Genomic DNA, 23,706 nt, shown 5'->3' with positions numbered 1-23,706 from the left:
GGTCAGCCCGCGCCGAAGAGGTCGACCGGGTTGAAGATGTCGGCCGCGAACAGCAGCGCGCCCATGCCGATCATCAGCACGACGACGACGAGCGTGAGCGGGACCAGGCGCGTCGCGTCGGCCGGCTGCGGCGCGGGCCGCCCCGTGAGGCGCGCGAACAGCCGCTTCACGCCATCCCACAGGGCCACGACGACGTGCCCGCCGTCCAGCGGCAGGAGCGGGATGAGGTTGAACACCATCAGCGCGATGTTGAGGGATCCGACGAGCCCCAGCATGACCGCGACGCGATCGACGATAGGTGCTTCCGTCGCCGCCACCTCGCCCGCGATGCGCCCGACGCCGATCACGCTGATCGGGCCGTCCGCGTCGCGCTCGCCGCCCGTGAACAGGTCGACGGCCGTGTCGTACAGCCGCACGGGGAGCTGCACGATGATCTCCGCGACCGACCCGACGTTCTCGAAGGCCGCCTCGGCGCCCGCCGTCAGCGGCTGGCGCACGCGCTCGGTCGTCGGCGAGAACCCGACGAAACCGACCTCGTCCGTGACCTCGTCGCCCGCGGCGTTCGTGTAGGTGTTGGTCGCGAGCACGGGCGTCACGCGGAGCGTCTCTCGCGCGCCGTCGCGGTCGACGACGACCTCGATCGTGTCGCCCGGGTGGTCGCGGATGATGGCGGACGCCTCGGCGAACGTCGCGGTCGCCGTGCCGTCCACGGACACGATCTCGTCCCCCGGCTCGAGGCCCGCGGCCGCGGCAGGGGACGCGGGATCCGCGTCGGTGCACGCGGTCTGCGCGGATCCGGCCGGCAGCACGCACTCGGACACGGACGCGACCGTCGTCGTGGACTGGGTGACGCCGATTCCGCTGAAGAGCACGGAGAACGTCACGATCGCGAGCACGAGGTTCATGGCGGGCCCGCCGAGCATGACGACGACGCGCTTCCACGTCGCCTGCCGGTAGAGCGTGCGCTCGCCCGCCTCCGCGATCGTCTCGTCGTTCGCCGCGCGCGCGTCCTGCACGAGCGCCGACCAGATCCGCGTGCGGCGCGCGTCGTGCGCGGGGCTCGGCGGGTACATCCCGGCGATCGAGATGAACCCGCCGAGCGGAAGGGCCTTGAACCCGTACTCGGTCTCGCCCACGCGCTTCGACCAGAGCGTCGGCCCGAACCCGATCATGTACTGGCCCACCCGCACGCCGAACGCCTTGGCCGGGAGGATGTGGCCGAGCTCATGCAACGCGATCGACAGGGCGAGCCCGACGAGCATCACCAGGACGCCGACGACAAAGGCGAGCGCGGTCATCGGTCAGTCATCCCCGTACGGGTTCGGCCAGACGCGCGCGGGCGCGGGGTAGCCCGCCGCGGCGAGCGCCCGGCGGGCGAGCTCGCGCGCCGAGTACCCCCACTGCACGCCCTCGATGTCGCGGTAGTTCTGGTGCCCCGGGCCCGCCCAAAGGATCGCGTCCCCCTCGCCCGCCAGCGAGACGGCGCGGACGATCGCGCGCTCGGGCGGCGAGACCTCGTGCAGCTCGCGCTCCGGGTCCGCCGCGCGCGCGCCCGCGATGAGCTGCGCGCGAATGGACGCGGCGTCCTCGTGGCGCGGGTGGTGGTCCGTGACGACGACGACGTCGCTGTCGCGCGCGGCGATGCGACCCATGTCCGCGCGCTTGGTCGCGTCGCGGTCGCCGTCCGCGCCGAAGAGCATCACGACGCGGCCCGGCGTGACGCGCCGAACCGCCGCGAGGGTCTTCTCGAACGCGTCGGGCGTGTGGCCGAAGTCGACGTAGACGGCGGGGCCGCGATCGCCCGAGACGAGCTGCGTGCGGCCCGGCACCCACGCGTCGAACCCGCCGTCGCGCTCGAGCGCGCCCGCGATCCGCTCCCAGTCGTACCCCGCCTCCAGCAGCATGACGACGCAGAGGCCGGCGTTGGCCGCCATGTGCGCGCCGATGACGGGCACCGTCGTCTCGAGGACGCGGCCGCCCGGGCCCGAGAGCCGGAAGGAGGTCCCGCGCTGGCGCTCGCGCGTCACCTCGACGATCCAGTCCGCCGACCGCGCCGCTCGCTCGTCGGCCGCGATGTCGGGCGATGCGATCGTCGTCACCGGGACGTCCGCCTCGCGCGCGATCCGCAGGCCCGCCGGCGAGTCGAGCGAGACGACGGCGCGGCGGGCGCGGTCCGCGCCGAACAGGGGCGCCTTGGCCCGGTAGTACGACTCCATATCGCCGTAGTCGTCGAGGTGGTCGTGGCTGAGGTTCGTGAACGCCATGACGTCGAAGACCACGCCGTCGACGCGATGCCGGGTGACCGCCTGGGCGCTCACCTCGACGGCGACCGCCTCCACGCCCGCCTCGCGCATGCGCGCCAGCTGGGCGTGAAACTCGGTGGCCTCCGGGCTCGTGAGACCGGCGACCACGCGCTCGCCGGCGACCACGCGCTCGGCCGACGTCGAGGCGCCCGCGACGACGCCAATCTGCGTCAGCAGCCCCTCGAGCAGGTGGGAGACGCTCGTCTTTCCGTTCGTCCCCGTGGTGCCGAGCAGGAGGGGGAGCGGATCCGCGGACGTCGTCGCCGTGACCCACGCCGCGGCGTCGGACAGGACGAGCCGCGGATCCTCGACGACGACGACCGGGAGCCCGGCGTCGCGGGCGAGGCCGGCGCCCTCTGCGTCGGTGAGCACCGCGCACGCGCCGCGTTCGGCGGCCTGCGCGGAGAACTCCGCCCCGTGGCGGTTCGCGCCACGCACGCCGACGAACACCTCGCCGGCGGCGAGGTCGGTCGAGGAGAGCGTGATCCCCGACACGGGGGTGTCGGCCGCGCCGATGAGGTCGCCACCCACCCTCTCCGCGAGCCCGCCGAGCGTGCGCCGGACGGGGCGCTCGGGGCGCAGCATCGTCGGAGGGGTCCGCCGCACGCGCGGCAACTGGGTGAGGTCGATCTCGCTCGTCACGAGGTCGATTCTCTCAGCGCCGCCCGCGGATCCGCTGATCGGCCGCGCGGCGCGCCCATGCCTCGGCGTCGGCGAGCGCGTCGAGCGTCAGCTCCGCCGGCGCGTCGTGCTCGTCGACGACCGCCTCGACCGTGTCGACGATGTCGGTGAAGCGGATCGCCCCGTCGTGGAACGCCTCCACGGCCTGCTCGTTGGCCGCGTTGTACACGGCGGGGAAGGTGCGCCCCTCCCGCCCGACGCGCCGCGCGAGCCGGACGGCGGGGAACGCGTCGTCATCGAGGGGGGCGAACTCCCACGTCTGCGCGGCCGTCCAGTCGATGGGCACGTCGACGTCGGGCAGGCGCTCGGGCCAGGACAGGCCGAGCGCGATCGGCACGAGCATGCGCGGCGGGCCGGCCTGCGCGATCGTGGACCCGTCGCAGAACTCGACCATCGAGTGGATCATCTGCTGCGGGTGCACGACGACGTCGATGCGGTCGTACCCGATGTCGAACAGCAGGTGCGCCTCGATGACCTCGAGGCCCTTGTTGACGAGCGTCGCGGAGTTGGTCGTGATGACGCGCCCCATCGCGAAGTTGGGGTGGCGCAGCGCCTCGGCGGGCGTGACGCCCGCCAGCTCGGCTCGCGAGCGCCCGCGGAACGGACCGCCCGATGCCGTGACGATCAGCCGGCTGACCTCGCCGCGGTCGCCGGCACGGAGGGCCTGCGCGATCGCCGAGTGCTCGGAATCGACGGGGACGATCTGGCCGGGCGCGGCGCGCTCCTTCACGAGCGCCCCGCCCACGATGAGGGACTCCTTGTTGGCGAGCGCCAGCGTGCGGCCCGCCTCCAGCGCGGCGAGGGTCGGGCCGAGCCCGACGGATCCCGTGATGCCGTTGAGCACGATGTCGGCATCGACGTCGCGCACGAGCTGCGCGGCCTCGGCGGCGCCGAGGGCCGTGTGCGCGACGCCGAACTCCGCCGCCTGCCGCGCGAGCACCTCGGCGTTCGAGCCCGTCGCGAGTCCGACGAGCTCGAAGCGGTCCCCCGCCCGGCGAATGACGTCGAGCGCCTGCGTGCCGATCGAGCCGCTCGAGCCGAGGACGATGACCCGACGCACGGCTCAGGACTCCGAGGCGTGCAGCGTGCCGAGGATGTCGACGACGAAGACGAGCGTCTCGTCCTGCAGCTCGTTGCCGTCCGACGCGCCGTAGCCCTCGGCGGGCGGGATCACGGCAATGACCTGCGACCCGACCTTCTGGCCCACGAGCGCCTTCGTGAAGCCCTCGATGACGCCCGACGTGGAGAACTGGGTCGGCTCGCCGCGGGACCAGCTCGAGTCGAACTCGGATCCGTCGGATCCCTTCACGCCGAGGTACTGCACGAAGACCGTGTCGCCGTCCTCGACGGTCTCGCCGTCGCCCGCCTTGAGCTCCGCGATCTCCGTCTCGTCGGGCTCGGAGAAGTCCTCGGGCAGGGTCACGCTCGGCGTGCCGTCCTCCGCGACGTCGACCGTCGGGAAGCCGTCGACCGGATCCTGCTCCTCGCCCGTCGCGGCGGTGGGGACCGTCTCGAAGAAGTCCAGGACGTAGACCTGCGAGGCGTAGGCCGTGCCGTCGGACGTCGTCTGGCCGGGGAACGTGAACGCGACGCGGGTCCCCGGCGTCGCGCAGCCCAGCGCCATCCCGAAGATGTTGTCGGTCGAGACGGCGGCCGGTAGCGCCGAGCCCGCCTCGTACCCCTCGGCCCCGACCTTCTCGCCGGTCTCGGCGTCGAACACCGTCGCGGCGTAGCTGATGTACTCGCCCGTTTCGAGCGGGTCCCCCTCGCCCTCCGTGATGACCTTCGCCTCGATCTCGTCCATCTCGAGGGGCGCGTCGAACGTGACGGAGGCCTCGGAGCCGAAGTCGCCGTCGACCTCGACCGCGTCGATCGCGTCGCCCGCGGGGGCGGCCGCGTCGCAGAGGTCCGCCGCGGCCTCGGTCGTCGGCTCCTCCTCCGGCGTCTCGGCGGAGCACCCGGCAAGGGCGAGCGCCGCGACGGCGGCGGTGGACAGGATCGCAAGGGAGCGGCGGCGCACGGAAACCTCAATTCGTGGACGGACGCGCCCATCCTGCCGCATTGTGGCTATGCGTGGGCTGACCCGCCGCGATTCGGTGCCGGAGTGGATTCCTGTTGCGGCATGCGCGCGACGTACCCTGGAGGGATGACCGATTCGACGGGGAACCGCCCAGAGACGCCGAGCTGGGCGTACACCTTCGGCCGCATGGTCCTCGCGCCCGTCGCGCGAGCGCTCTACCGGCCGCAGGTCGAGGGCAAGGACCTCATTCCCCGCGAGGGGCCCGTGATCTTCGCGAGCAACCACCTCTCATTCATCGACTCGATCGCGATCCCGATCGCCGCCGCCCCTCGTCCCGTCCACTTCCTCGCGAAGGCGGAGTATTTCACGGGCGCGGGGCTGAAGGGCTGGCTGTCGCGCACGTTCTTCACGGCCGTCGGGGCCACTCCCGTCGAGCGCGGCGTCGGCCAGGCCGCGATGGACGCGCTCGACCAGCAGAAACGGATCCTCCACTCCGGCGCGGCGATCGCGCTCCACCCCGAGGGCACGCGATCGCGGGACGGGCGGCTCTACAAGGGGCGCACGGGCGTGGCATATCTCGCGCTCGAGACCGGCGCGCCCGTGGTTCCGATCGGGCTCATCGGCACCGACAAGGTCATGCCCGTGGGCCAGAAGCTGCCGTCGCTCCGCGAGCGCGTGACCGTGCGCTTCGGGGCGCCGCTCGACCTCGCACATCACGGCCCGGCGACCTCGGGGCGCGCCCGGCGCGGCGCGACCGACGAGATCATGGCGGCGATCCACGCGCTCTCCGGTCAGGAACTCGCGGGGGTCTACAACGAGCTTCCCGCGCAGGGCACGGTCGAGAAGATCAAGCGGGCCCTGCCGCACGAGCGTCGCTAATCAGGCGACGACGATCTCGGGGCGCACCTCGACGGGGAACGCGACGCTGTTCGCGATGAAGCACCACTCATGCGCGTCGTGGTGCGCGTCCGCCGCGGCCTGGCGCATTCCCTCCTCGGCGATCACCACGCGCGGCCGGAGGACCACGCGCGTAAAGCGCCCCGCGTGGCCCACCAGCTCCATCTCCCCCTCGGCCGCGTCCTCATAGCCCGTGACCACGACGCCGCGCGTCGTGGCCGCGTGCAGGTAGGACAGCAGGTGGCATTCGCTCAGGGCCGCCATGAGCATGTCCTCGGGGTTCCACTTCGCGGGGTCCCCGCGGAACGGGCGGTCGGCCGAGGCCTCGAGCTCGGGCTTCCCCGCCACGCGAATCGAGACGTCCCGCGCGTAGTCGCGGTATCCGCTCGTGCCGGTGCCGCGATCCCCCGTCCAGGTCGTCGTGACGGCGTATCGGTGGGTGCTCATGTCGCCACGCTAGCCCCGTTTAGGCTGGAGGGCGTGCCGACCGCAGAGACGTTTTCCTCCTCCGCCGCCGCCGCCGAGCTCGCCGTCGTCGAGCGCGGCGGCTTCGTCGAGTCCCGCCACGCCGGGTCCGCCATCGTGCTCGCCCCGTCGGGCGAGGTGATCGCGAGCCATGGGGATCCGCAGGCGCTGATCCTGCCCCGCTCCTCGCTGAAGCCGCTGCAGGCGATCGCGTGCGTCACGGCCGGCGCCACGCTGGAGGGCGAGAAGCTCGCCGCCGCGACCGCGAGCCACAACGGCACCGAACGACACGCCGATCTCGTGCGTCGCATGCTCGCGGATGTCGGCCTGACCGAGGACGCGCTTCTCTGTCCGCCGGCGTGGCCCGCCGACAGCGACGCGCGCGCCCGCCTCACGGCCGACCACGGCGAGCCATCGCGCCTGTTCCACAACTGCTCGGGGAAGCACGCCGCGATGCTCACGGCATGCCGCGCGTCCGGCTGGGACACCGCCACCTACCTCGACGCGGATCATCCGCTGCAGGTCCACATCCGCGAGGTGGTCGAACGCCTCACCGGCGACCGGATCGCGGGCTCGGTCATCGACGGCTGCGGCGCCCCCGTGCACGCGATGTCGCTCGAGTCGCTCGCACGCGGCCTGCACCGCGCCGGCACCTCCGCCGAGTCGTCGCCGTTCGCCCTGCACCGCGTCGCCGCGACCCTCCTGCGCGCGGTGCGCGAGAACGGGTGGGTCGTCGAGGGCCCGGGGGGCGACGACACCGCAACAATCGAACGCTTCGGGCTGTTCTCGAAGAAGGGCGCCGAGGGCGTGCAGGTGCTGGTCGCGCCGGACGGCACGACCGTGGCTCTGAAGATGCTCGACGGCTCGAACCGCGCTGGCTCCCTCGTCGCGCTCGCGCTGATGGCCCGCGCCGGCGTGGTCTCGGTGGCGGACGTCGCCGAGGCCGCCGCCGAGCGACCGGGCCTGCGCGTGCTCGGGGGCGGCCGCCCCGTGGGCGTGATTCGCGCGGTCGTGTAAGTCCCGCAGGTCACGGGAGCACGATCCGGCGGGGCGCCTCGCCGCCGCGACACAGCCAGGCCCGCGCCGCGCGCGGGCGGGCGTACGGCGGCAGCTCGCGCTCACCGAGCAGCACCCGCAGCTCCGTGGCGCAGTCCGCGCCGACCACGACGTCGGCCTCGCCGCGGACCTCCTGGAGCAGCGAGAAGCGGCGCTGCCAGCCCTCCTGGTCGCCGACGAGGACGAGCGGGCGCGGGTCCTCGCCCGCGATGTCCGCGAACCTGAGCCCCGGCGCCGTGTCGTCGACGGCGACGACGCGGACGCCGCTCCCCCACGCCGCGGCGAGGTCACGCGCGCGGCGCCCCGGCGCCCGCGCGATGAGGGCGGTCGCGCCCGCCGGGCGCCACGGCGCCGGGACGCGCTCCGGACGCTCGCGCTCGTCGCCCACCGGCGCGGCGAACTGGACCTCGAGCCCGTCCAGGGTGCCCCGCCCGGGGCCCCGGCCCGCCGCGAACAGCGCCCGCTCGCCGCCCGCCGCGACGTGTTCCTGCGCCGTCGGGAACGCGAGCACCGCCCGTCGCGGGAGCAGCTCGGCGGCGCGCGCGAGGGGGCCGACCAGGCGAGCGCCCGTGAGGACCACCGTCGTCCCCGTCTGACCCGCGTCGCGCACGATCTGATCGAGGCGCGCGGCCGCCGCCTGCGCGTACTCGGGCGGAAAGCGCTGCGGGAGGGCGTCGGCATCGTCGACGAGCAGGATGTCGGGCGGGCGAGCTTCGGCGCGCTCGAGCGCGTCCCAGGCCTCTTCCCGCCCCCGCGGCACCTCCACGACCGATCGGCCCGCCGCACGCGCGCGCGTCGCGATGTGCCGCGTGATCGATGTCTTCCCCGACGCCGCCTGCCCGAGGACGACGAGGCCGCGCTCCCCCGGCGCCAGCGCGAGGATGGGCTGGCGCTGCTCGCCGGGGTCGTCGGCAAGTGCGAGCTCGACCCGCCCGCGAGCCGGGGCGTCCTCCGACGGGCGCCAGACCCGCGGGAGGGGCGCGAGGAGGGGCCCGTCGGCCGGAACGCCCCGACCGTCGCGGTCGACGACCGCGCGGACGTCGGCCTCGCGCGTCAGCGCGAACCGCGCGCGCTCCGGGGCCGCGTCGCCCGCGCGCCGGACGAAGCCGACGCCGCGGAACCGGGCGGTTCCCGGCAGCTCGGCGGCCGCCTCCGTGCCGATGATCTGGGCGCTCTCGCGCCGCTCGGCGACGCGCAGCGCGATGCGGAGCGGGGCGTTCGCGAGCAGCGCGTCGCGCACCGTGCCGGACGCGCGCTGCGTCCCGAGGATCATGTGGATTCCGAGCGCGCGTCCGCGCGCGGCGATGTCGGTGAACACGGCGTGCAGGTCGGGGTGCTCCTGCAGGAGCGCGGCGAACTCGTCGACCACGATCACGAGACGCGCGAGGCCGGCCCGGGGATCGTCGACGTCGCGGGCGCCGGCCGACGCGAGGGCGCGTTCTCGCCGCCGGATCTCCGCGCCGAGACCCGCGACGGCCCGCCGCGCCCCTGTGCCGTCGAGGTCCGTGACGATGCCCGACACGTGCGGGATACCCGCGAGGTGGGCGAAGGCCGTTCCCCCCTTGAAATCGGCGAGCAGGAACACGAGGTCGCTCGCGGCGTGCGCCGCGGCCAGCGCCGTGATCCACGTCGTCAACAGCTCGCTCTTGCCCGCGCCCGTCGTCCCCACCACGACGGCGTGCGGGCCGTCTCGCACCAGATCGACGGCGACGACGCGGGCCGCCTCCCCCGGGACCGCGTCGCCGAGACCGATCGCCGCGCGCAGGCCCGCCGGCGCCGCATCGCGGTCGTGTTCCTCGGCGTCCAGGCGCGCGACGTGGCGCGCCGCGACGGGGCCGTCGGGCAGCGCGTCGTCCGCGACGACCTGGCGGCCGGCGAGCGCGCGGGCCACGTCCTCCGCCTGCGAGCGACCGATGCCCTCGAGCGCGAGCTCGACGTCGCCGTCGTCGGCGACGAGCCGGCCGACGAGACCGTCGCCGACCTCCACGAGGGTCCGGCACGCGTGCGGCACGGCGTCGCCCCGGTCGGCCCAGGCGATCACGGCCGCTCCGTCGGACCCGGCCGCCTCGCCCGCGCGCACGAGGACGAGGCCGGGGGCCTGCCCCTCGCCCCAGTGCGGCAGGCGCCTCGCCCAGGCCTCGTCTCGCGGCGCCGCGCAGAGCCGCAGCGCCTCGGGAGGGTGCCGCAGAGCGAGCTGGACGACGTACGCCCGCGCGACGGCGCGCGCGAGGACCGCCGGGCCGCGCACGCACACTCCTCCGCGCCAGTCCGCGACGACGGGTGCATCCTCGAGGGCCTGCGCGCGGGACCGCAGGGCCTCGCAGCGCTCCCCCTCGCCGCCGGTCACCCGCACGACGCTGCCCGTCGCCCCCGTGCCGAGCACGAGGGCGCCCGGGCGGCGCCAGGTCGCGCCGTCCTGCGCGGCGGCGCGCCACGCGTCGGGCGTCGCCTTGCGGAGCAGGCCACGCTCGTCGTCGTGTCGCCGAGAGATCTCGGCCGCCGCGCGCTCGGCCGCCGCCTCCAGCTCGCGGAGGGCGCGCGAGCGCGCCCTCCGCGCTCCGCGGGCCTGGTCGGCGAGACTAGCCAGGGCGATCGCCGGCCCGAGCGCCGCGAACCACAGCAGGTACGCCGAGCCGAAGACCTGCCACATGACGACGGCGCCGACGACGGGAACGAGGGACGCGATCAGAGGAAACGGTCGCCGGCCCGGCGGATCCGGGAGATCCGGTAGCACAATCGGCTCGGCGAGGCGCGAAGTCAGGGGCGAGGGCTCGGACGGCATGCGTCCAGTTCATCGGTGCCCGCGCCCGGGCACGCGGCGCGCGGCGCGCGGTGGGGACAATCCCCGCGATATTCGGCGTGGGGACGAGGCCGTCAGGCCTCGGATGCCCCCGCGAACTCCTCGACGTCGACGACGATGATCGAGACGTTGTCGCGGCCGCCGTTCTCGAGCGCCGCGGTCATCATCTGCTGGACGGCGTCGGCCGGATCCGCGTGCTCGTGGAGAAAGTGGAGGATGCCGTAGTCCGTGAGCTCCTTCGTCAGCCCGTCGGAGCAGATCACGTAGCGGTCGCCCTGCTGCACGTCGACGCGGACGTAGTCGGGGGTGACGGCCTCGGTGGGGCCGACGGCGCGCGTGATGACGTTGCTGTACGGGTGGGTCTCGGCCTCCTCTTCGCTGAGGCGGCCCGCCGCGACGAGTTCCTGCACGAGGGAGTGATCAGTCGTGACCTGCATGAGCTGGTCACCGCGCTGCAGGTACACGCGCGAGTCGCCCACGTTCAGCGCGACGAAGGTGGGCCCGTCGTCTGTCTCGTCGAGATAGATCCCGGTGAGCGTCGTGCCCGTGCCCTCGTCCGTCGCGTCCGGGTGGTCCGTGATGTCGTGCACGGCGAGCGTCAGGGCCTCGTCGATGGCCTCGGGAGACACGGCGCCCCGTTCGGCCACCGGCCCGAGCCGCCCCACCACGCTCTGGCTCGCGATCTCGCCGCCCACGTGGCCGCCCATACCGTCGGCGACGACGAACAACGGGAAGTGCGCGAGGAACGCGTCCTGATTGTTCTCGCGCTTGCGCCCGGGGTCGGTCTGGCCCGCCCAGCGAACAGCAAGCGGCGTCCCGTCCGCGAGCGTGACCGAGTGACGGTGCGTCTCGGGTCGCTCAGGCGCGGCGGGGGTGATGTCGTCGGGCACGGGGGGCCTTTCGGGGCGCTTCGCACCGCGGACCGCGCGGCGCGTCTACTCAGTCTATGTGCAGAACGTGCGGAACACGGCGAGGACCCCACCGACCGGGCGTCGGAGGGGTCCTCGCCGTTCGCGCTACTGCTGAGGCGGGGCAGGCGGTGCCGGGGGCGCGGGCGGTGCCGGGGGCGCGGGCGGTGCCGGGGGCGCCGGCGGTTGCGAGCCCGCGGGCGGCTGCTGCGCCGGCGGCTGCTGCGCCTGCGGCGGCGCGTAGCCGGGCTGCTGCGGAGCGTACCCGGGCTGGGCGTAGCCCGGCTGGGCGGGCGAAGCGACGGGCTGGGCGGGGATTCCGCTCCACGCCGTGCGGTCGCCGAGGAAGCCGTTCGTCGACCAGGAGGCCGCCGGGACGCGATAGGCGTCCCAGCGCGAGCTGTCGAAGGCCATGATGCCAAGCCACACGATCGGCAGGAAAATGTAGAGCACGACCCACGCCGGCTGCTTACCGAGCTTGAGGCCAATCCGGTACGCGGCCATGGCGGCGAGGACCGCGACGAAGAGCGAACCGATCCATCCGATGTAGTTGATGATCGGAATCACGCCGGCGAACGTGAAGAAGGTCAGCCACGGGTTGATGTCGCCAAGCTTGAAGAAGACCATGCCGTTGTAGAACGGCACCCAGGCGCGCCACCGGCCCTCGACGCCGGCCTTGTCGAACAGCTTCATGAGGAACCACGCCGTGAGCACGTAGCCCAGCGCGGCAAACAGAAGCGATCCCACGATGACCGCCACCATCACCGCGGCGAATGCGCCGCCGTACGGGTCGTAATACGGATCCATGATCTTTCCCCCTCCGATGGAACGCGCCCGCGCGCGTCTCTGGGTTCCAGACTAGCGATCCCGGCGCGGGCGGCGCGAGGGGATTGCCCCCGCCCCGCCGCGGCTCGCGCGCCCCTCAGCGCTCCCCCGCGACGAGGAGCGTTTCGCCCGGCGCGCCCGCCCGCAGCGCGAACCCGTGCGCGGCGCCCCACGCGACGAGCTCCCCGAGCGTTCCCACGCGCGCGGCCGTCTCGGCCAGCGCGCGCACGAACAGCCCCTTGGTCTTCTTGTTGAAGTGGTTCAGCGCGCGCACCGCGCCGCCCGGGCCCTCCTCGACGACGCGCACGAAGGTCTGCTCCGCGCCGGCCGGCACGGGGGCAAGGTCGCGATAGGCCTCTGACCGCAGGTCGACGACGGGCCCTGCGAGGCCGCGCAGGCCACCCGACGCGGCGTGCGCCCAGTGGCGCTTCGCCGGCGGCAGACCGGGCAGACGATGACCCGCGGAGAGGCGGAACGCGGGCAGCGGATCCGCGGCTCCGACGGGGCCGAGGAGGGCGGTCTGGATGAGCACGTGGTCGGCGAGCCACGCCCGCGCGCGTTCGGACAGCCCGGGCGCGTCGAGCGCGTCGTACAGGACCCCCGTGAAGCGGTCCATCGCGGGCATCGTCGGCGACGTGCGCAGGCGCGCGTTGGGCTCCGCGTCCTCCGCCTGCCGGGGCGTCAGGCGCAGAGCCCGCGCCATCTCGGCCGGATCCGCCGCCAGCGCGGCCAGCCCCGCGACCGCCTCCTCGCGCTGGGGCGTCAGCGAGGGCAACGCAAGAGCGCCGAGATCCAGCGGCGCGCCGGATCCGCCCGGGCGCTTGGTCTCCGAAGGCGGCAGGAGGATCTTCACGGGGACGAGGTCCTTTCGTCGGGGCACACACGAGCGGGGCGGGGATCTGTGCGATCCCCGCCCCGCTCGTGAGGGTGAGTCAGGCGACCAGGCGCGCCTCGCCGGCCACGATGTTGAGGTCGTTTCCGATCTCCATCGAGACGAAGCCGTCCGACGCGTCGGCGATCACCTTCGTGCCGTCGGCCTGGGTGATGCGGACCTGGCCCTCGGCGAGGACCGCGAGCGTCGGCTCGTGACCGGCCATGAAGCCAATCTCGCCCTCGACCGTCTTGGCCACCACGAGGGTCGCCTCGCCCGACCACACCTCGGCCTCCGCCGAAACCAGGCTCACGTTGAGCGCCATGATCAGGCGTTCTCCTTCTGGATCCGCGCCCAGTTGGCCTCGACGTCGCCGATGCCACCGACGTTGAAGAAGGCCTGCTCGGCAACGTGGTCGAAGTCGCCCTTGACGATCGCGTCGAACGACTCGATCGTCTCCTTGAGCGGGACGGTCGAACCCTCGACGCCCGTGAACTTCTTCGCCATGTACGTGTTCTGCGAGAGGAACTGCTGGATGCGGCGTGCACGCGACACGACGATCTTGTCCTCCTCCGACAGCTCGTCGACACCGAGGATCGCGATGATCTCCTGCAGCTCCTTGTTCTTCTGCAGGATCTGCTTCACGCTCGTCGCGACGCGGTAGTGGTCCTCGCCGAGGTAGCGGGGGTCCATGATGCGGCTCGTCGACGTGAGCGGGTCGATCGCGGGGTACAGACCCTTCGACGCGATCTCGCGCGACAGCTCGGTCGTCGCGTCGAGGTGCGCGAAGGTCGTCGCCGGGGCCGGGTCGGTGTAGTCGTCCGCGGGGACGTAGATGGCCTGCATCGACGTGATCGAGTGACCGCGCGTCGAGGTGATGCGCTCCTGCAGGATGCCCATCTCGTCCGCGAGGTTCGGCTGGTAGCCGACCGCCGAAGGCATGCGACCGAGCAGGGTCGACACCTCGGATCCCGCCTGCGTGAAGCGGAAGATGTTGTCGATGAAGAGGAGAACGTCCTGCTTCTGCACGTCGCGGAAGTACTCGGCCATCGTGAGTCCCGTCAGCGCGATGCGCAGACGCGTTCCCGGCGGCTCGTCCATCTGGCCGAACACGAGGGCCGTCTTGTCGAAGACACCCGCCTCGTCCATCTCCGCGATCAGGTCGTTGCCCTCACGCGTGCGCTCGCCGACACCGGCGAACACCGACACGCCGCCGTGGTCCTGCGCGACGCGCTGGATCATCTCCTGGATGAGGACGGTCTTGCCGACGCCCGCACCGCCGAACAGGCCGATCTTGCCACCCTGCACGTACGGCGTGAGGAGGTCGATCGACTTGATGCCGGTCTCGAACATCGTCGTCTTCGACTCGAGCTGGTCGAAGTTCGGCGCCTTGCGGTGGATCGGCCAGCGCTCGGTGACCTCGAAGGTCTCGCCCTCGGCGAGGTTCAGCGGGGTGCCCGTGACGTCGAAGACCTTGCCCTTGGTGATGTCGCCGACCGGGACCGAGATGGGCTCGCCCGTGTCGCGCACCTCCTGGCCGCGGACCATTCCGTCCGTCGGCTTGAGCGAGATCGCGCGGACCATGTCGTCACCCAGGTGCTGAGCGACCTCAAGCGTGATCTCCGTGGACTGCTCGCCCATCGTGATCGTCGTCTTGAGCGCGTTGTAGATGTCGGGCAGCGAGTCGTGGGGGAACTCGATGTCGACGACCGGGCCCGTGACGCGCGCGACGCGCCCGACGACCGCGGTGGTCGTGTCAACCGTGGTGGTCATGAATTTCGTCTCTTTCCTGGGGTTCTAGGACGCCAGAGCGTCCGCGCCGCCGACGATCTCGGCGATCTGCTGCGTGATCTCGGCCTGGCGCGCGTTGTTGCGCAGGCGGGTGTAGTCGGTGATGAGCTTGTCCGCGTTGTCCGACGCCGACTTCATCGCCTTCTGCGTCGCGGCCTGCTTGGCAGCGGCCGACTGCAGGAGCGCGTTGAAGATGCGGCTACGGATGTAGACGGGCAGGAGCGCGTCGAGCACGTCGCCGGCCTCCGGCTCGAACTCGTACAGCGGGTACGTCTCTCCCGATGCCTGGTCGCCCGAAGCATCTGCCTCGACGACCTCCAGAGGCAGCAGGCGAACCGACTCGGGCGACTGCGTCATCATGCTGACGAAGCGGTTGTAGACCACGTGGATCTCGCCCACGCCGCCCTCCGCCTCGTCGGCCGAGTACGCCTCGATGAGGGCGTCCGCGATCTCGGTCGCCGTCTGGAAGGTCGGCGTGTCCGCCTCCCCGACCCAGTCGGCCGCCGCGGTCATCTGCCGGAACTGGAAGTAGCCGACCGCCTTGCGACCGAAGAGGTAGAAGACGACCTCCTTCCCCTCCGATCGCAGCAGCTCGGCGAGTTCCAGCGCCTCCTTGATGACCTGCGAGTTGAACGCGCCGGCCAGGCCGCGGTCGCTCGTGAGCAACAGCACGGCCGAGCGCGTCACCTGCTCCGGCTCCCGCGTCAGCGGGTGGTCGATCGAGGTGTGCGTCGCGACGGCGGACACCGCTCGCGTGACCGCGCGGGAGAAGGGCGACGACGCGCGCACGCGCGCCATCGCCTTCTGGATCCGCGAAGCCGCGATGAGCTCCATCGCCTTCGTGATCTTCTTGGTGGTCTGAGCAGAAGAGATCTTCTGCTTGTACTCCCTGAGTTGTGCGCCCATGATGCGTCTTCCTCGCGGGCGTTACGCCTTGCGGCCCTTGACGATCTGCTCCTGGCTAACGTCCTCGTGACCCGCGGCGGAGACCTCCTCGTGACCCGGCGCGCCGATGCCCTGGGCACCGCTGGCCTGGAACTCCAGGACGAAGGTGTCGATCGCCTTCTCCATCTCGGCCACGACGTCGTCCTCGAGCTTGCCCGACGCGCGCAGCGCGTCGAGAACCCCGGTGTTGCGTCGCATGTAGTCGAGCAGCTCGCGCTCGAACCGCAGGACGTCCTCGACCTCGATCGTGTCGAGCTTGCCGTTGGTGCCGGCCCAGATCGAGACGACCTGCTCCTCCGCCGAGTACGGCGAGTACTGCGGCTGCTTGAGGAGCTCGGTGAGGCGGGCGCCGCGCGCCAGCTGGCGGCGCGAGGCGGCGTCGAGGTCGGACGCGAACATCGCGAAGGCCTCGAGCGAACGGTACTGGGCGAGCTCAAGCTTGAGCGTTCCGGAGACCTTCTTGATGTGCTTCAGCTGCGCGTCGCCACCGACACGCGAGACCGAGATACCCACGTCGACCGCGGGGCGCTGGTTCGCGTTGAACAGGTCGGACTGCAGGAAGATCTGGCCGTCGGTGATCGAGATCACGTTCGTCGGGATGTAGGCCGAGACGTCGTTGGCCTTCGTCTCGATGATCGGCAGGCCGGTCATCGAGCCCGCGCCCAGCGCGTCCGAGAGCTTCGCGCAACGCTCGAGGAGGCGCGAGTGCAGGTAGAACACGTCACCGGGGTACGCCTCGCGTCCCGGCGGACGGCGCAGGAGGAGCGACACGGCGCGGTAGGCCTCGGCCTGCTTCGTCAGATCGTCGAAGATAACGAGGACGTGCTTGCCCTGGTACATCCAGTGCTGGCCGATCGCCGATCCCGTGTAGGGCGCGAGGTACTTGAAGCCGGCCGGGTCGGACGCGGGGGCCGCGACGATCGTCGTGTACTCCATCGCGCCGGCGTCCTCGAGCGCGCCCTTGACGGAGGCGATCGTGGAGCCCTTCTGACCGATGGCGACGTAGATGCAGCGGACCTGCTTCTCGGGGTCGCCCGACGCCCAGTTGTCCCTCTGGTTGATGATCGTGTCGATCGCGATCGCCGTCTTGCCCGTCTGGCGGTCGCCGATGATCAGCTGGCGCTGCCCGCGGCCGACGGGGATCATGGCGTCGATCGCCTTGATGCCGGTCTGCATCGGCTCGTGGACGCTCTTGCGGTCCATGACGCCGGCGGCCTGGAGCTCGAGCTCGCGGTCGCCCTCGATGCCCGTGATCTCGCCGAGTCCGTCGATCGGCGCGCCGAGCGGGTCGACCACGCGGCCGAGGTAGCCCTCACCCACCGGGACCGACAGGACCTTGCCCGTGCGCGTGACCTGCTGGCCCTCCTCGATGCCCGAGAACTCGCCGAGCACGATCGTGCCGATCGAGTGCTCGTCGAGGTTCTGCGCGAGGCCGAGCGTGCCGTCCTCGAAGCGGATGAGCTCGTTCGCCATGACGCCGGGGAGGCCCTCGACGTGAGCGATGCCGTCGGCCGCGTCCGTGACGGTGCCGACCTCGCTCGCGCCAGAACCGGTGGGCTCGTAGGCGGAGACGAAGTCCTTCAGCGCGTCACGGATGACGTCGGGGCTGATGGTGATGTCTGCCATTGTCTTCCTTCGTTGTGCGGGGCCTCGTGGGCCCCCGTGCTTCCCGGGGGAAGCGTTCAGCCTGCGAGCCTCGACCGGAGATCGGCGAGGCGGGACGAGATGCTGCCGTCGATGACGTCGTCGGCGATCTGGACGCGGATGCCGCCGACGACCTCCGGGTCCACGACCGCGTTGATCGTGACCGGCGTGCCGTACGTGCGGGACAGCGAGGACGCGAGGCGATCCCGCTGCGCATCCGTGAGGGGCGTCGCCGTGTGCACCGTGGCCACCGAGCGGCCGCGCTGGGCGGCGACGATCGCGATGGCCCGCTCGAGCGCCTGGCGGACCCTGCGCTCGCCCGGCTGCTCGACCACCGAGCGGGCGATCAGCAGGGCGCCGGCGCCGACGGATCCCTGCAGGATCCGCTCGACGAGGTCGCCCTTCTTGCCCGCGTCGCCGAGTCGCGCGCCGAGCGCGAGCTCGAGCTCGGGGTTGTCGGCGATGACGCGCGTGACCTGGAAGAGCTCGCCCTCCACGTCGGCCGTGTCGGCCTGGGCGGCGGCACGGATCGCGAGCTCCTCGATACCGGCGACGAGGTCGGCGGCGCTCGACCACCTTTCGGCGGCGACCGCGACGAGAAGAGAACGGGCGGAATCGGACAGGGATCCGAAAACGCGCCCCACGAGCGCGGTGCGGGCACCGGGCTCGGCAGCGTGATCGGCGAGCGCGCCGCCCAGTGCCGGCGATTGGCCCGCGGCACGCGCGGCGGCGAACAGCTCGCGCGCCGTGTCGAGGTCGACCGGCGTCGTGGCGAGCGCGGACGCGCTCGCCACGAGCGCCTGAGTCGTCGCGCTACCCACTACTTCGCCGCCTTCTCGGATGCCTCGAGATCGGCCAGGAAGCGGTCGACCACGGCCTGCGCCTTCTGGTCTTCCGTCATCGACTGACCGATGACGTTGCCCGCGAGGTCGAGGGCGAGCGTGCCGACGTCGCCGCGGAGCGACACCATCGCCGCCTGGCGCTCGGCCTCGATCTGCGTGTGCGCAGAGGCCACGATCCGCTCGGCGTCGGCCTGGGCCTGCGCCTTGGCCTCCTCGACGATCTTCTTGCCGTCGACGTGCGCGGCCTCGCGGATCTCGCCCGCCTCGCGGCGCGCGTCGGCGAGCTGCTGCGTGTACTCGGCCAGCGCGGCCTCGGCCTGCCGCTGGGCCTCGTCGGCCTTCTCGATGTTGCCCTCGATGGCCGCCGAACGCTGGTCGAGCACCTTGTTCAGCCGCGGAAGCGCGACAAACACCACGACGCCAACGATGATGACGAAGCACACCGCCGACCAGATGATGTCGTATACCGCCGGGAAGAGGGGGTTCTGCGTCGCCCCCTCCTCAGCCGCGACAGTGACAAGAGCGTTCAGCATCCTGTCTCCTTACTTGTGGGTCGCGGGAAGGGATTAGCCGAAGATGAACGGCGTGGCGATGCCGATGAAGGCGAGGATCTCGATGAATGCCACACCGATGAACATCAGGGTCTGCAGGCGGCCGGCGAGCTCCGGCTGACGCGCCGTCGACTCGATCGTCTTGCCGACGACGATGCCGAGGCCGATGGCCGGACCGATGGCCGCGAGGCCGTAGCCGATGGTCGCGATGTTGCCGGTGATCTCGGCGAGAACCGTCGTAGCGTCCACTGGTTATTTCCTTTCGTAGGGCGAACAGCCGGGCGGCTGATCGTCAGTGCTCTTCCGCAACCGCGAGCTGGATGTAGACCGCGGTGAGGATCGTGAAAACGTACGCCTGGAGGAAGGCGACGAAAATTTCGAACAGGGTGAAGGCGAAGCCGAGGGCGAGCGAACCCACCGAGAGCGGCGTCAGCCAGTTGAAGCTGAGGAGGAAGAAGTGCGTCGCCGCGAAGAACAGCACGAGCATGAGGTGCCCGACCATCAAGTTCAGCAGGAGTCGCAGCGTGAGCGAGACCGGGCGGAACACGAAGGTCGAGATGAACTCGATCACCGAGATGATCGGGACGAGATAGCCCGGGACCCCGCCAGGGACCAGCGAGTTCTTCATGAACCGGCCGAAGCCGTGTCGGCGGATGCCGGCGTAGATGAAGGTCACGTACGCGATGACGGCGAACAGGAGGGGGACGCCGATGACGCTCGTACCGGCGATGTTCATTCCCGGGATCACGCCCGTGATGTTCATGAAAAGGATGCCGAGGAACATCGCCGTGAGCAGCGGGACGAAACGCTTGCCATCCTTGCGACCGAGGACCTGGAAAACCACGCTCTCGCGCACGAACCCGAAGAGCAACTCGAGCAGTTGCTGGCCGCGGCCCGGGACGACGCGCATCTTGCGCGTGCCGAACACGAGGATGATCACCAGGACAGCGGTCGCGATGACCTGCGCCAGGTTGATCCGCGTGAACTCGAAGGGAGTCCCCTCAAAAAGGATCGCCTCGGGGAAGAACTCCCCGATCGAGGGCGGGTGGAACTCGACCTCGTCGGCCATCGGTGCGATCGTGCTCGCCTGAGTCAACGCATGGCTCCAGCTTCTCGCGCAGACCCGGGGGACTGCGTGGGTATGTGGTGGTGAGAGGGCGTTCGCTGCGATCCCGGCGCCTCAATGTGCCGGTCGTATCCGCAGGACCAAGGACAGCCTACCAAAGATGGTCGGCGTGTTTTGACAGCGTGTAGAAGTCGCTACGCGCGATCGTCCTCGTCGCCCGGTAAGGACACGTCGCTCGCGGCGGGGATCCGCATCTTGGCGATGACGATGACGTCGGCGACGAGCGAGGCGACGGCGGCGGCGACGAGCGCGCCGTACAGGACGCCGGGGACGACCCAGCCCATCCCGAACAGCACGTTGAGCGCGACGATGAGGACGACGAGCTTCAGGAGGAAGACACCCATAAAGACGCCGAAGAAGATGACGGGGTAGTTCGGCGAGCCGAAGTAGCGGTTGGCGAACAGGATGCTCGCGGCCGACAGCGCGGGGAACGCGAACCCGATGACGGCGCCCGCCAGCCCGCTGAGCAGCCCGGCGGATCCCGCCACGGCGAACCCGATCCCGGCCGCGCCGACGAGGATCACGGCGCACGCGATCGCGCTCCACACGAGGACCGATCGCATGATCGGGTTGCTGGATACGGGCGAGGGGGCCATCGCGGTCTCCTGGGCGGGTGTCGTGGAGCGGCGGGGCGGGTCGTGCCCTGCGCTCCTAGGAGCGTATCCCGTGCCCGCCTGTGGATGCCCTGACGCGCACCGGGACCCGGAGCCTGCCGGCGATCGCGACGTCCACCGCGAGGCTCGCCACCGCGACGGCCACGAGGGGCCAGAAGAACGCCTGCGGCACGACGGGGAACAGGCCCACGACGACCGCGAGGATCGCGGCGAACAGCAGCGCCTTAGCCACGACCGCGGCAAGGCACGCGCCGAACAGCGCGGCGGGGAAGCGTCCCGTCCCCCGCGCGCGCCCCGAGAGGACGAGCGCGAGGGTCGTGGTCGCCGGGAACACGGCGGCGGCTCCCGCCCCGGCGAGCGCGCTCCACGCGCCGGCGGGGCCGGCCAGGGCACCCGAGACGACGGCGCCGACGACCCCCGACGCGACGATCGCGCACGCGCCGATCACCCAGACGCCACCGTTGGGCGTTCCCCGCAGCGAGGGCGCCACGCGTCAGCCCGCCTTCTCGGGCGCGCGCGCGGCGCGCCGCGAGGGCACGAACGCCAGCACGAGGCACGCGGCGATGCCGATCACGCCGAACGCAACGGCGAACCAGTACTCGCCGAACCAGTGCCCGCCGAACCAGTTGGCGCCCGTGAAGAGATACATCAGGAGGACGGTCAGCGAGACGATCGCCGTCCAGGCGTAGAAGATCAGCACCGCGTCGCGGTCCGAGTGCCCCATGTCGAGCATGCGGTGGTGGAGGTGCTCGCGGTCGGGGGAGAACGGCGACTTGCCGCGGCTCATGCGGCGCACGACGGCCAGGCCGAAATCGAGCAGCGGCAGGAGCACGACGATAAGCGGGAGGAGGATCGGCAGGAGCGTCCCGAGGATCTGGGATCGGCCGGTCATGTCCGGATCCAGGGCGGCGGGCGGCAGCTGGCCCGTGATCGCGATCCCACTGGTCGCCATGAGCAGACCGAGCACGAGCGCGCCCGTGTCGCCCATGAACATCTTCGCGGGGTTCCAGTTGATGGGAAGGAAGCCCAGGCACGCGCCGACGACGACGGCCGCGATGAACGTCCCGAGGTTCGCGTAGCTCGTCGCCCCCGCGTCGCGCACGAGGATGTACGAGTAGACGAAGAAGACGCCGTTCGCGATGAGGCAGACGCCCGCGACGAGGCCGTCGAGGCCGTCGATGAAGTTCACGGCGTTCATGACGACGACGATCGAGAACATCGTGAGCAGAATGCTGACCCAGCCCGACCACACGGCGATGCCGCCCACGGGGAGCGCGTAGATCTGGACCCCGCCGCCGATGGCGACGATGCCCGCGGCGAGGAACTGGGCGCCGAGCTTGAGCATCCAGTCGAGGTCCCAGAGGTCGTCGGCCACGCCGACGAGCGCGATGAGGAAGGTCGCGGCCAGGATCGACCAGACCACGCGCGGCTCGACCCAGAAGATGTCGAAGTAGTCGACGGTGCGCGAGACGAGGAAGGCCACGACGATACCGAGGAACATCGCGACGCCGCCGAGGCGGGGCGTCGGGCGCGTGTGCACGTCGCGCTCGCGGACGGGCGGGTGCAGCCGGTAGCGCAGCGCGATGCGCCACACGACGACGGACAGGACGAAGGTGACCGCGGCGGTCAAAAGGATCGTGAGGAGGTAGAGCCTCACTCGCCGGCGTCCTCGCCCTGGTGCGGATCCGGATCCGCCTCGAGCAGATCGCCCAGCACCTCGCGCAGGCGCTCGCGCGAGACCGCGCCCTCGCGGAGGACGCGCACGGCGCGCTCCCCGCGGCCCGGCAGAAGCGACGTCGCGTCGACGATCGTCGACGCGACGCCCGTCGAGACGGGCCCGTCGTCGAGGTAGACGGCGGCGGAGTCGCCGAGCATCCCCCGCGCCGAGTCGACGTCGACCGCGGCGTCCTGGCCCGTGAGGTTCGCGCTGGACACGGCCAGCGGCCCGGTCTCCGCGAGGAGCTCGAGCGCCAGGGCGTGATCGGGCTGGCGCACGGCGACCGTACCGTGCGTCTCGCCGAGGTCCCACGTGAGCGAGGGTTGGGCGGGCAGCACGATCGTGAGGCCGCCCGGCCAGAAGGCCTCGACGAGCGCCGTTACCTCTGCCGGGACCGACTCCACGAGCGCAGCGAGGGCGTCGACCGACCCGACGAGGACGGGAGGCGGCTGCTGCCTCGTGCGCCCCTTGGCGTCGAGGAGGCGCTGCACGGCCGCCGGGTTGAAGGCGTCGGCCGCGACGCCGTACACCGTGTCGGTCGGCAGGACGACGACCTGTCCGCGGGCGATCGCCTGGCGCGCCTGGCGCATCCCGGGGAGCATCTCGTCGCGGTTGCGGCAGTCGAAGACGGGGGACATCACGGACTCGATTCTACGTTCGCCCGCCCGCGGATCCCGTCTCCGCGGGTCGAAGAGCCGTCGTCACGCGGTCTCGACCCGTCAGATCGCGGTGCGTCGCGGCGGCGTCCCACCCGTCGCCCGCCAGGATTCCGCGGATCGCCTCGCCCTGCCACTCGCCGTGCTCGAGGACGAGGGATCCGCCGGGCCGCGCGAGCCGTCGACCCACGCGGCTGATCACGCGCACGACATCGAGGCCGTCCGCGCCGCCGTAGAGCGCGGCCGCAGGATCGTAGCGCCGCACCTCCTCGTCGCGCGGGATGGCGTCGTCCGGCACGTACGGCGGGTTCGAGGCCACGACGGCGACGCGACCGGCGAGGTCGGCGCCGGCGTCCGCGAGGTCGCCGTGGCGCAGGTCGACGCGCGGGGCGAGCGCGTCGACGTTCCGGCGGGTCCACACGATCGCCTCGTCGGAGCGCTCGACCGCGACGACGCGCGCGTGCGGCACCTCGGTGGCCATGGCGAGCGCGATGGCACCGCTGCCGGTGCCGAGGTCGATCGCGATCGGCTCGGGCTCCGCGGCGGCGCGCAGCGCCCCGATCGCGATCTCGGCCAGGAGCTCGGTCTCGGGCCGCGGGACGAAGACGCCCGGACCGACCCGCAGCATGAGGTGACGAAACGGCGCGAACCCCGTGATGTGCTGCAGCGGCTCGCGCGCCGCCCGCCGGCGGACGAGGTCCACGAGGCGCGCGTGCGCGGCGGCGTCCAGGGCGTCCCCGCGGATCGCCGCGGCCTGAACGGATCCGCGCGACGTCTCGGGCCCGAGCACCCACGCCACCAGCATCTCGGCGTCGACGACGGGATCCGGGACGCCGGCGCGGGCAAGGACGTCGGCGGCGCCGCGGAGGGCCTCGCGCAGGGGCACGCGATCGGGGGTGTCGGTCACACCCGCGAGCCTATTGCCCCTCCCCCGATGAAATCCTCCGTCACAGACCGGCCCGCTGCCCCGCGATCCCCCCTAGGCTGACGACAG

24 protein-coding genes are annotated in these 23,706 nt (G+C 72.0%); 2 read left to right on the top strand and 22 right to left on the bottom strand.

The features are described from left to right. Positions 1-2: 2 nt before the first annotated feature. The 4 genes from G8E01_RS04315 to G8E01_RS04300 form a co-directional block, all read right to left on the bottom strand. Positions 3-1,298: a M50 family metallopeptidase gene (locus G8E01_RS04315; protein ID WP_166316351.1), complete on the bottom strand. Its 1,296-nt coding sequence runs from the start codon at positions 1,296-1,298 to the stop codon at positions 3-5. Between the two features lie 3 nt (positions 1,299-1,301). Beyond that, positions 1,302-2,888 (bottom strand): Mur ligase family protein, encoded by a 1,587-nt coding sequence (locus G8E01_RS04310; RefSeq protein ID WP_205827383.1) that lies wholly within the window; start codon positions 2,886-2,888, stop codon positions 1,302-1,304. Between the two features lie 70 nt (positions 2,889-2,958). Continuing rightward, the gene (gene dxr / locus G8E01_RS04305) at positions 2,959-4,044 is read right to left on the bottom strand and encodes a 1-deoxy-D-xylulose-5-phosphate reductoisomerase (protein ID WP_166316345.1); all 1,086 of its coding nucleotides are present in this window, start codon (positions 4,042-4,044) and stop codon (positions 2,959-2,961) included. A 3-nt stretch (positions 4,045-4,047) separates the two neighbouring features. After that, a complete protein-coding gene (locus G8E01_RS04300; protein WP_166316342.1) occupies positions 4,048-5,004 on the bottom strand; it encodes an FKBP-type peptidyl-prolyl cis-trans isomerase in 957 nt (318 codons plus the stop codon). Between the two features lie 126 nt (positions 5,005-5,130). Here G8E01_RS04300 and G8E01_RS04295 point away from each other — a divergent pair, with 126 nt between their 5' ends. After that, positions 5,131-5,883, top strand: coding sequence for a lysophospholipid acyltransferase family protein (locus G8E01_RS04295; protein WP_240921229.1), 753 nt, complete (start codon positions 5,131-5,133; stop codon positions 5,881-5,883). Here the strand turns inward: G8E01_RS04295 and G8E01_RS04290 are convergent, their stop codons facing one another. Next, positions 5,884-6,348: an OsmC family protein gene (locus tag G8E01_RS04290; RefSeq protein WP_166316336.1), complete on the bottom strand. Its 465-nt coding sequence runs from the start codon at positions 6,346-6,348 to the stop codon at positions 5,884-5,886. It abuts the gene before it with no gap. Between the two features lie 33 nt (positions 6,349-6,381). Between G8E01_RS04290 and G8E01_RS04285 the strand changes: the two genes are divergently transcribed. Then, positions 6,382-7,383: an asparaginase gene (locus G8E01_RS04285; protein ID WP_166316333.1), complete on the top strand. Its 1,002-nt coding sequence runs from the start codon at positions 6,382-6,384 to the stop codon at positions 7,381-7,383. 10 nt (positions 7,384-7,393) lie between these two features. On the opposite strand, the gene G8E01_RS04280 is transcribed toward G8E01_RS04285, so the two are convergent. From G8E01_RS04280 to prmC, 17 genes are all read right to left on the bottom strand, one after another. Then, positions 7,394-10,204, bottom strand: coding sequence for an FtsK/SpoIIIE domain-containing protein (locus G8E01_RS04280; protein WP_166316330.1), 2,811 nt, complete (start codon positions 10,202-10,204; stop codon positions 7,394-7,396). 92 nt (positions 10,205-10,296) lie between these two features. Continuing rightward, positions 10,297-11,112, bottom strand: a complete 816-nt coding sequence (locus G8E01_RS04275) for a PP2C family protein-serine/threonine phosphatase (protein WP_338100739.1) — start codon at positions 11,110-11,112, stop codon at positions 10,297-10,299. Between the two features lie 126 nt (positions 11,113-11,238). Then, positions 11,239-11,937 (bottom strand): DUF5684 domain-containing protein, encoded by a 699-nt coding sequence (locus tag G8E01_RS04270; protein WP_166316327.1) that lies wholly within the window; start codon positions 11,935-11,937, stop codon positions 11,239-11,241. 115 nt (positions 11,938-12,052) lie between these two features. After that, entirely contained in the window at positions 12,053-12,808 is a 756-nt protein-coding gene (locus tag G8E01_RS04265) for a peroxide stress protein YaaA (protein ID WP_166316324.1), read from the bottom strand. A 79-nt stretch (positions 12,809-12,887) separates the two neighbouring features. Next, positions 12,888-13,151 carry a F0F1 ATP synthase subunit epsilon gene (locus G8E01_RS04260; RefSeq protein ID WP_155047754.1) on the bottom strand — a complete coding sequence of 88 codons (264 nt, stop codon included), beginning with the start codon at positions 13,149-13,151 and terminating at the stop codon, positions 12,888-12,890. A 2-nt stretch (positions 13,152-13,153) separates the two neighbouring features. Continuing rightward, entirely contained in the window at positions 13,154-14,599 is a 1,446-nt protein-coding gene (atpD, locus tag G8E01_RS04255) for a F0F1 ATP synthase subunit beta (RefSeq protein WP_166316321.1), read from the bottom strand. Between the two features lie 24 nt (positions 14,600-14,623). Next, on the bottom strand, positions 14,624-15,523 hold the full coding sequence (locus tag G8E01_RS04250) for a F0F1 ATP synthase subunit gamma (protein ID WP_166316318.1): 900 nt from the start codon (positions 15,521-15,523) through the stop codon (positions 14,624-14,626). 21 nt (positions 15,524-15,544) lie between these two features. After that, on the bottom strand, positions 15,545-17,188 hold the full coding sequence (gene atpA, locus G8E01_RS04245) for a F0F1 ATP synthase subunit alpha (protein ID WP_166316315.1): 1,644 nt from the start codon (positions 17,186-17,188) through the stop codon (positions 15,545-15,547). A gap of 56 nt (positions 17,189-17,244) precedes the next feature. Further along, positions 17,245-18,027: a F0F1 ATP synthase subunit delta gene (locus G8E01_RS04240; RefSeq protein ID WP_166316312.1), complete on the bottom strand. Its 783-nt coding sequence runs from the start codon at positions 18,025-18,027 to the stop codon at positions 17,245-17,247. Beyond that, the gene (locus G8E01_RS04235; RefSeq protein ID WP_205827212.1) at positions 18,027-18,581 is read right to left on the bottom strand and encodes a F0F1 ATP synthase subunit B; all 555 of its coding nucleotides are present in this window, start codon (positions 18,579-18,581) and stop codon (positions 18,027-18,029) included. The genes G8E01_RS04240 and G8E01_RS04235 overlap by 1 nt, the downstream gene beginning before the upstream one ends. A 33-nt stretch (positions 18,582-18,614) precedes the next feature. Then, positions 18,615-18,848, bottom strand: a complete 234-nt coding sequence (gene atpE, locus G8E01_RS04230) for an ATP synthase F0 subunit C (RefSeq protein WP_166316309.1) — start codon at positions 18,846-18,848, stop codon at positions 18,615-18,617. A 43-nt stretch (positions 18,849-18,891) separates the two neighbouring features. Then, entirely contained in the window at positions 18,892-19,668 is a 777-nt protein-coding gene (gene atpB, locus G8E01_RS04225; protein ID WP_166316306.1) for a F0F1 ATP synthase subunit A, read from the bottom strand. Between the two features lie 191 nt (positions 19,669-19,859). After that, positions 19,860-20,321 (bottom strand): Cg1360 family ATP-synthase-associated protein, encoded by a 462-nt coding sequence (locus G8E01_RS04220; protein WP_166316303.1) that lies wholly within the window; start codon positions 20,319-20,321, stop codon positions 19,860-19,862. Between the two features lie 55 nt (positions 20,322-20,376). Next, a complete protein-coding gene (locus G8E01_RS04215; protein WP_166316300.1) occupies positions 20,377-20,829 on the bottom strand; it encodes a hypothetical protein in 453 nt (150 codons plus the stop codon). 3 nt (positions 20,830-20,832) lie between these two features. Beyond that, positions 20,833-21,996: an MraY family glycosyltransferase gene (locus tag G8E01_RS04210; RefSeq protein WP_166316297.1), complete on the bottom strand. Its 1,164-nt coding sequence runs from the start codon at positions 21,994-21,996 to the stop codon at positions 20,833-20,835. Continuing rightward, on the bottom strand, positions 21,993-22,694 hold the full coding sequence (locus G8E01_RS04205; protein ID WP_205827378.1) for an L-threonylcarbamoyladenylate synthase: 702 nt from the start codon (positions 22,692-22,694) through the stop codon (positions 21,993-21,995). The genes G8E01_RS04210 and G8E01_RS04205 overlap by 4 nt, the downstream gene beginning before the upstream one ends. Positions 22,695-22,707: 13 nt before the next feature. Beyond that, entirely contained in the window at positions 22,708-23,619 is a 912-nt protein-coding gene (gene prmC / locus G8E01_RS04200; protein ID WP_166316291.1) for a peptide chain release factor N(5)-glutamine methyltransferase, read from the bottom strand. Positions 23,620-23,706: the final 87 nt, after the last annotated feature.

This window comes from Microbacterium excoecariae, assembly GCF_011326725.1.
Taxonomy (GTDB): domain Bacteria; phylum Actinomycetota; class Actinomycetes; order Actinomycetales; family Microbacteriaceae; genus Microbacterium; species Microbacterium excoecariae.
This window is presented reverse-complemented; position numbering and strand designations above follow the sequence as displayed.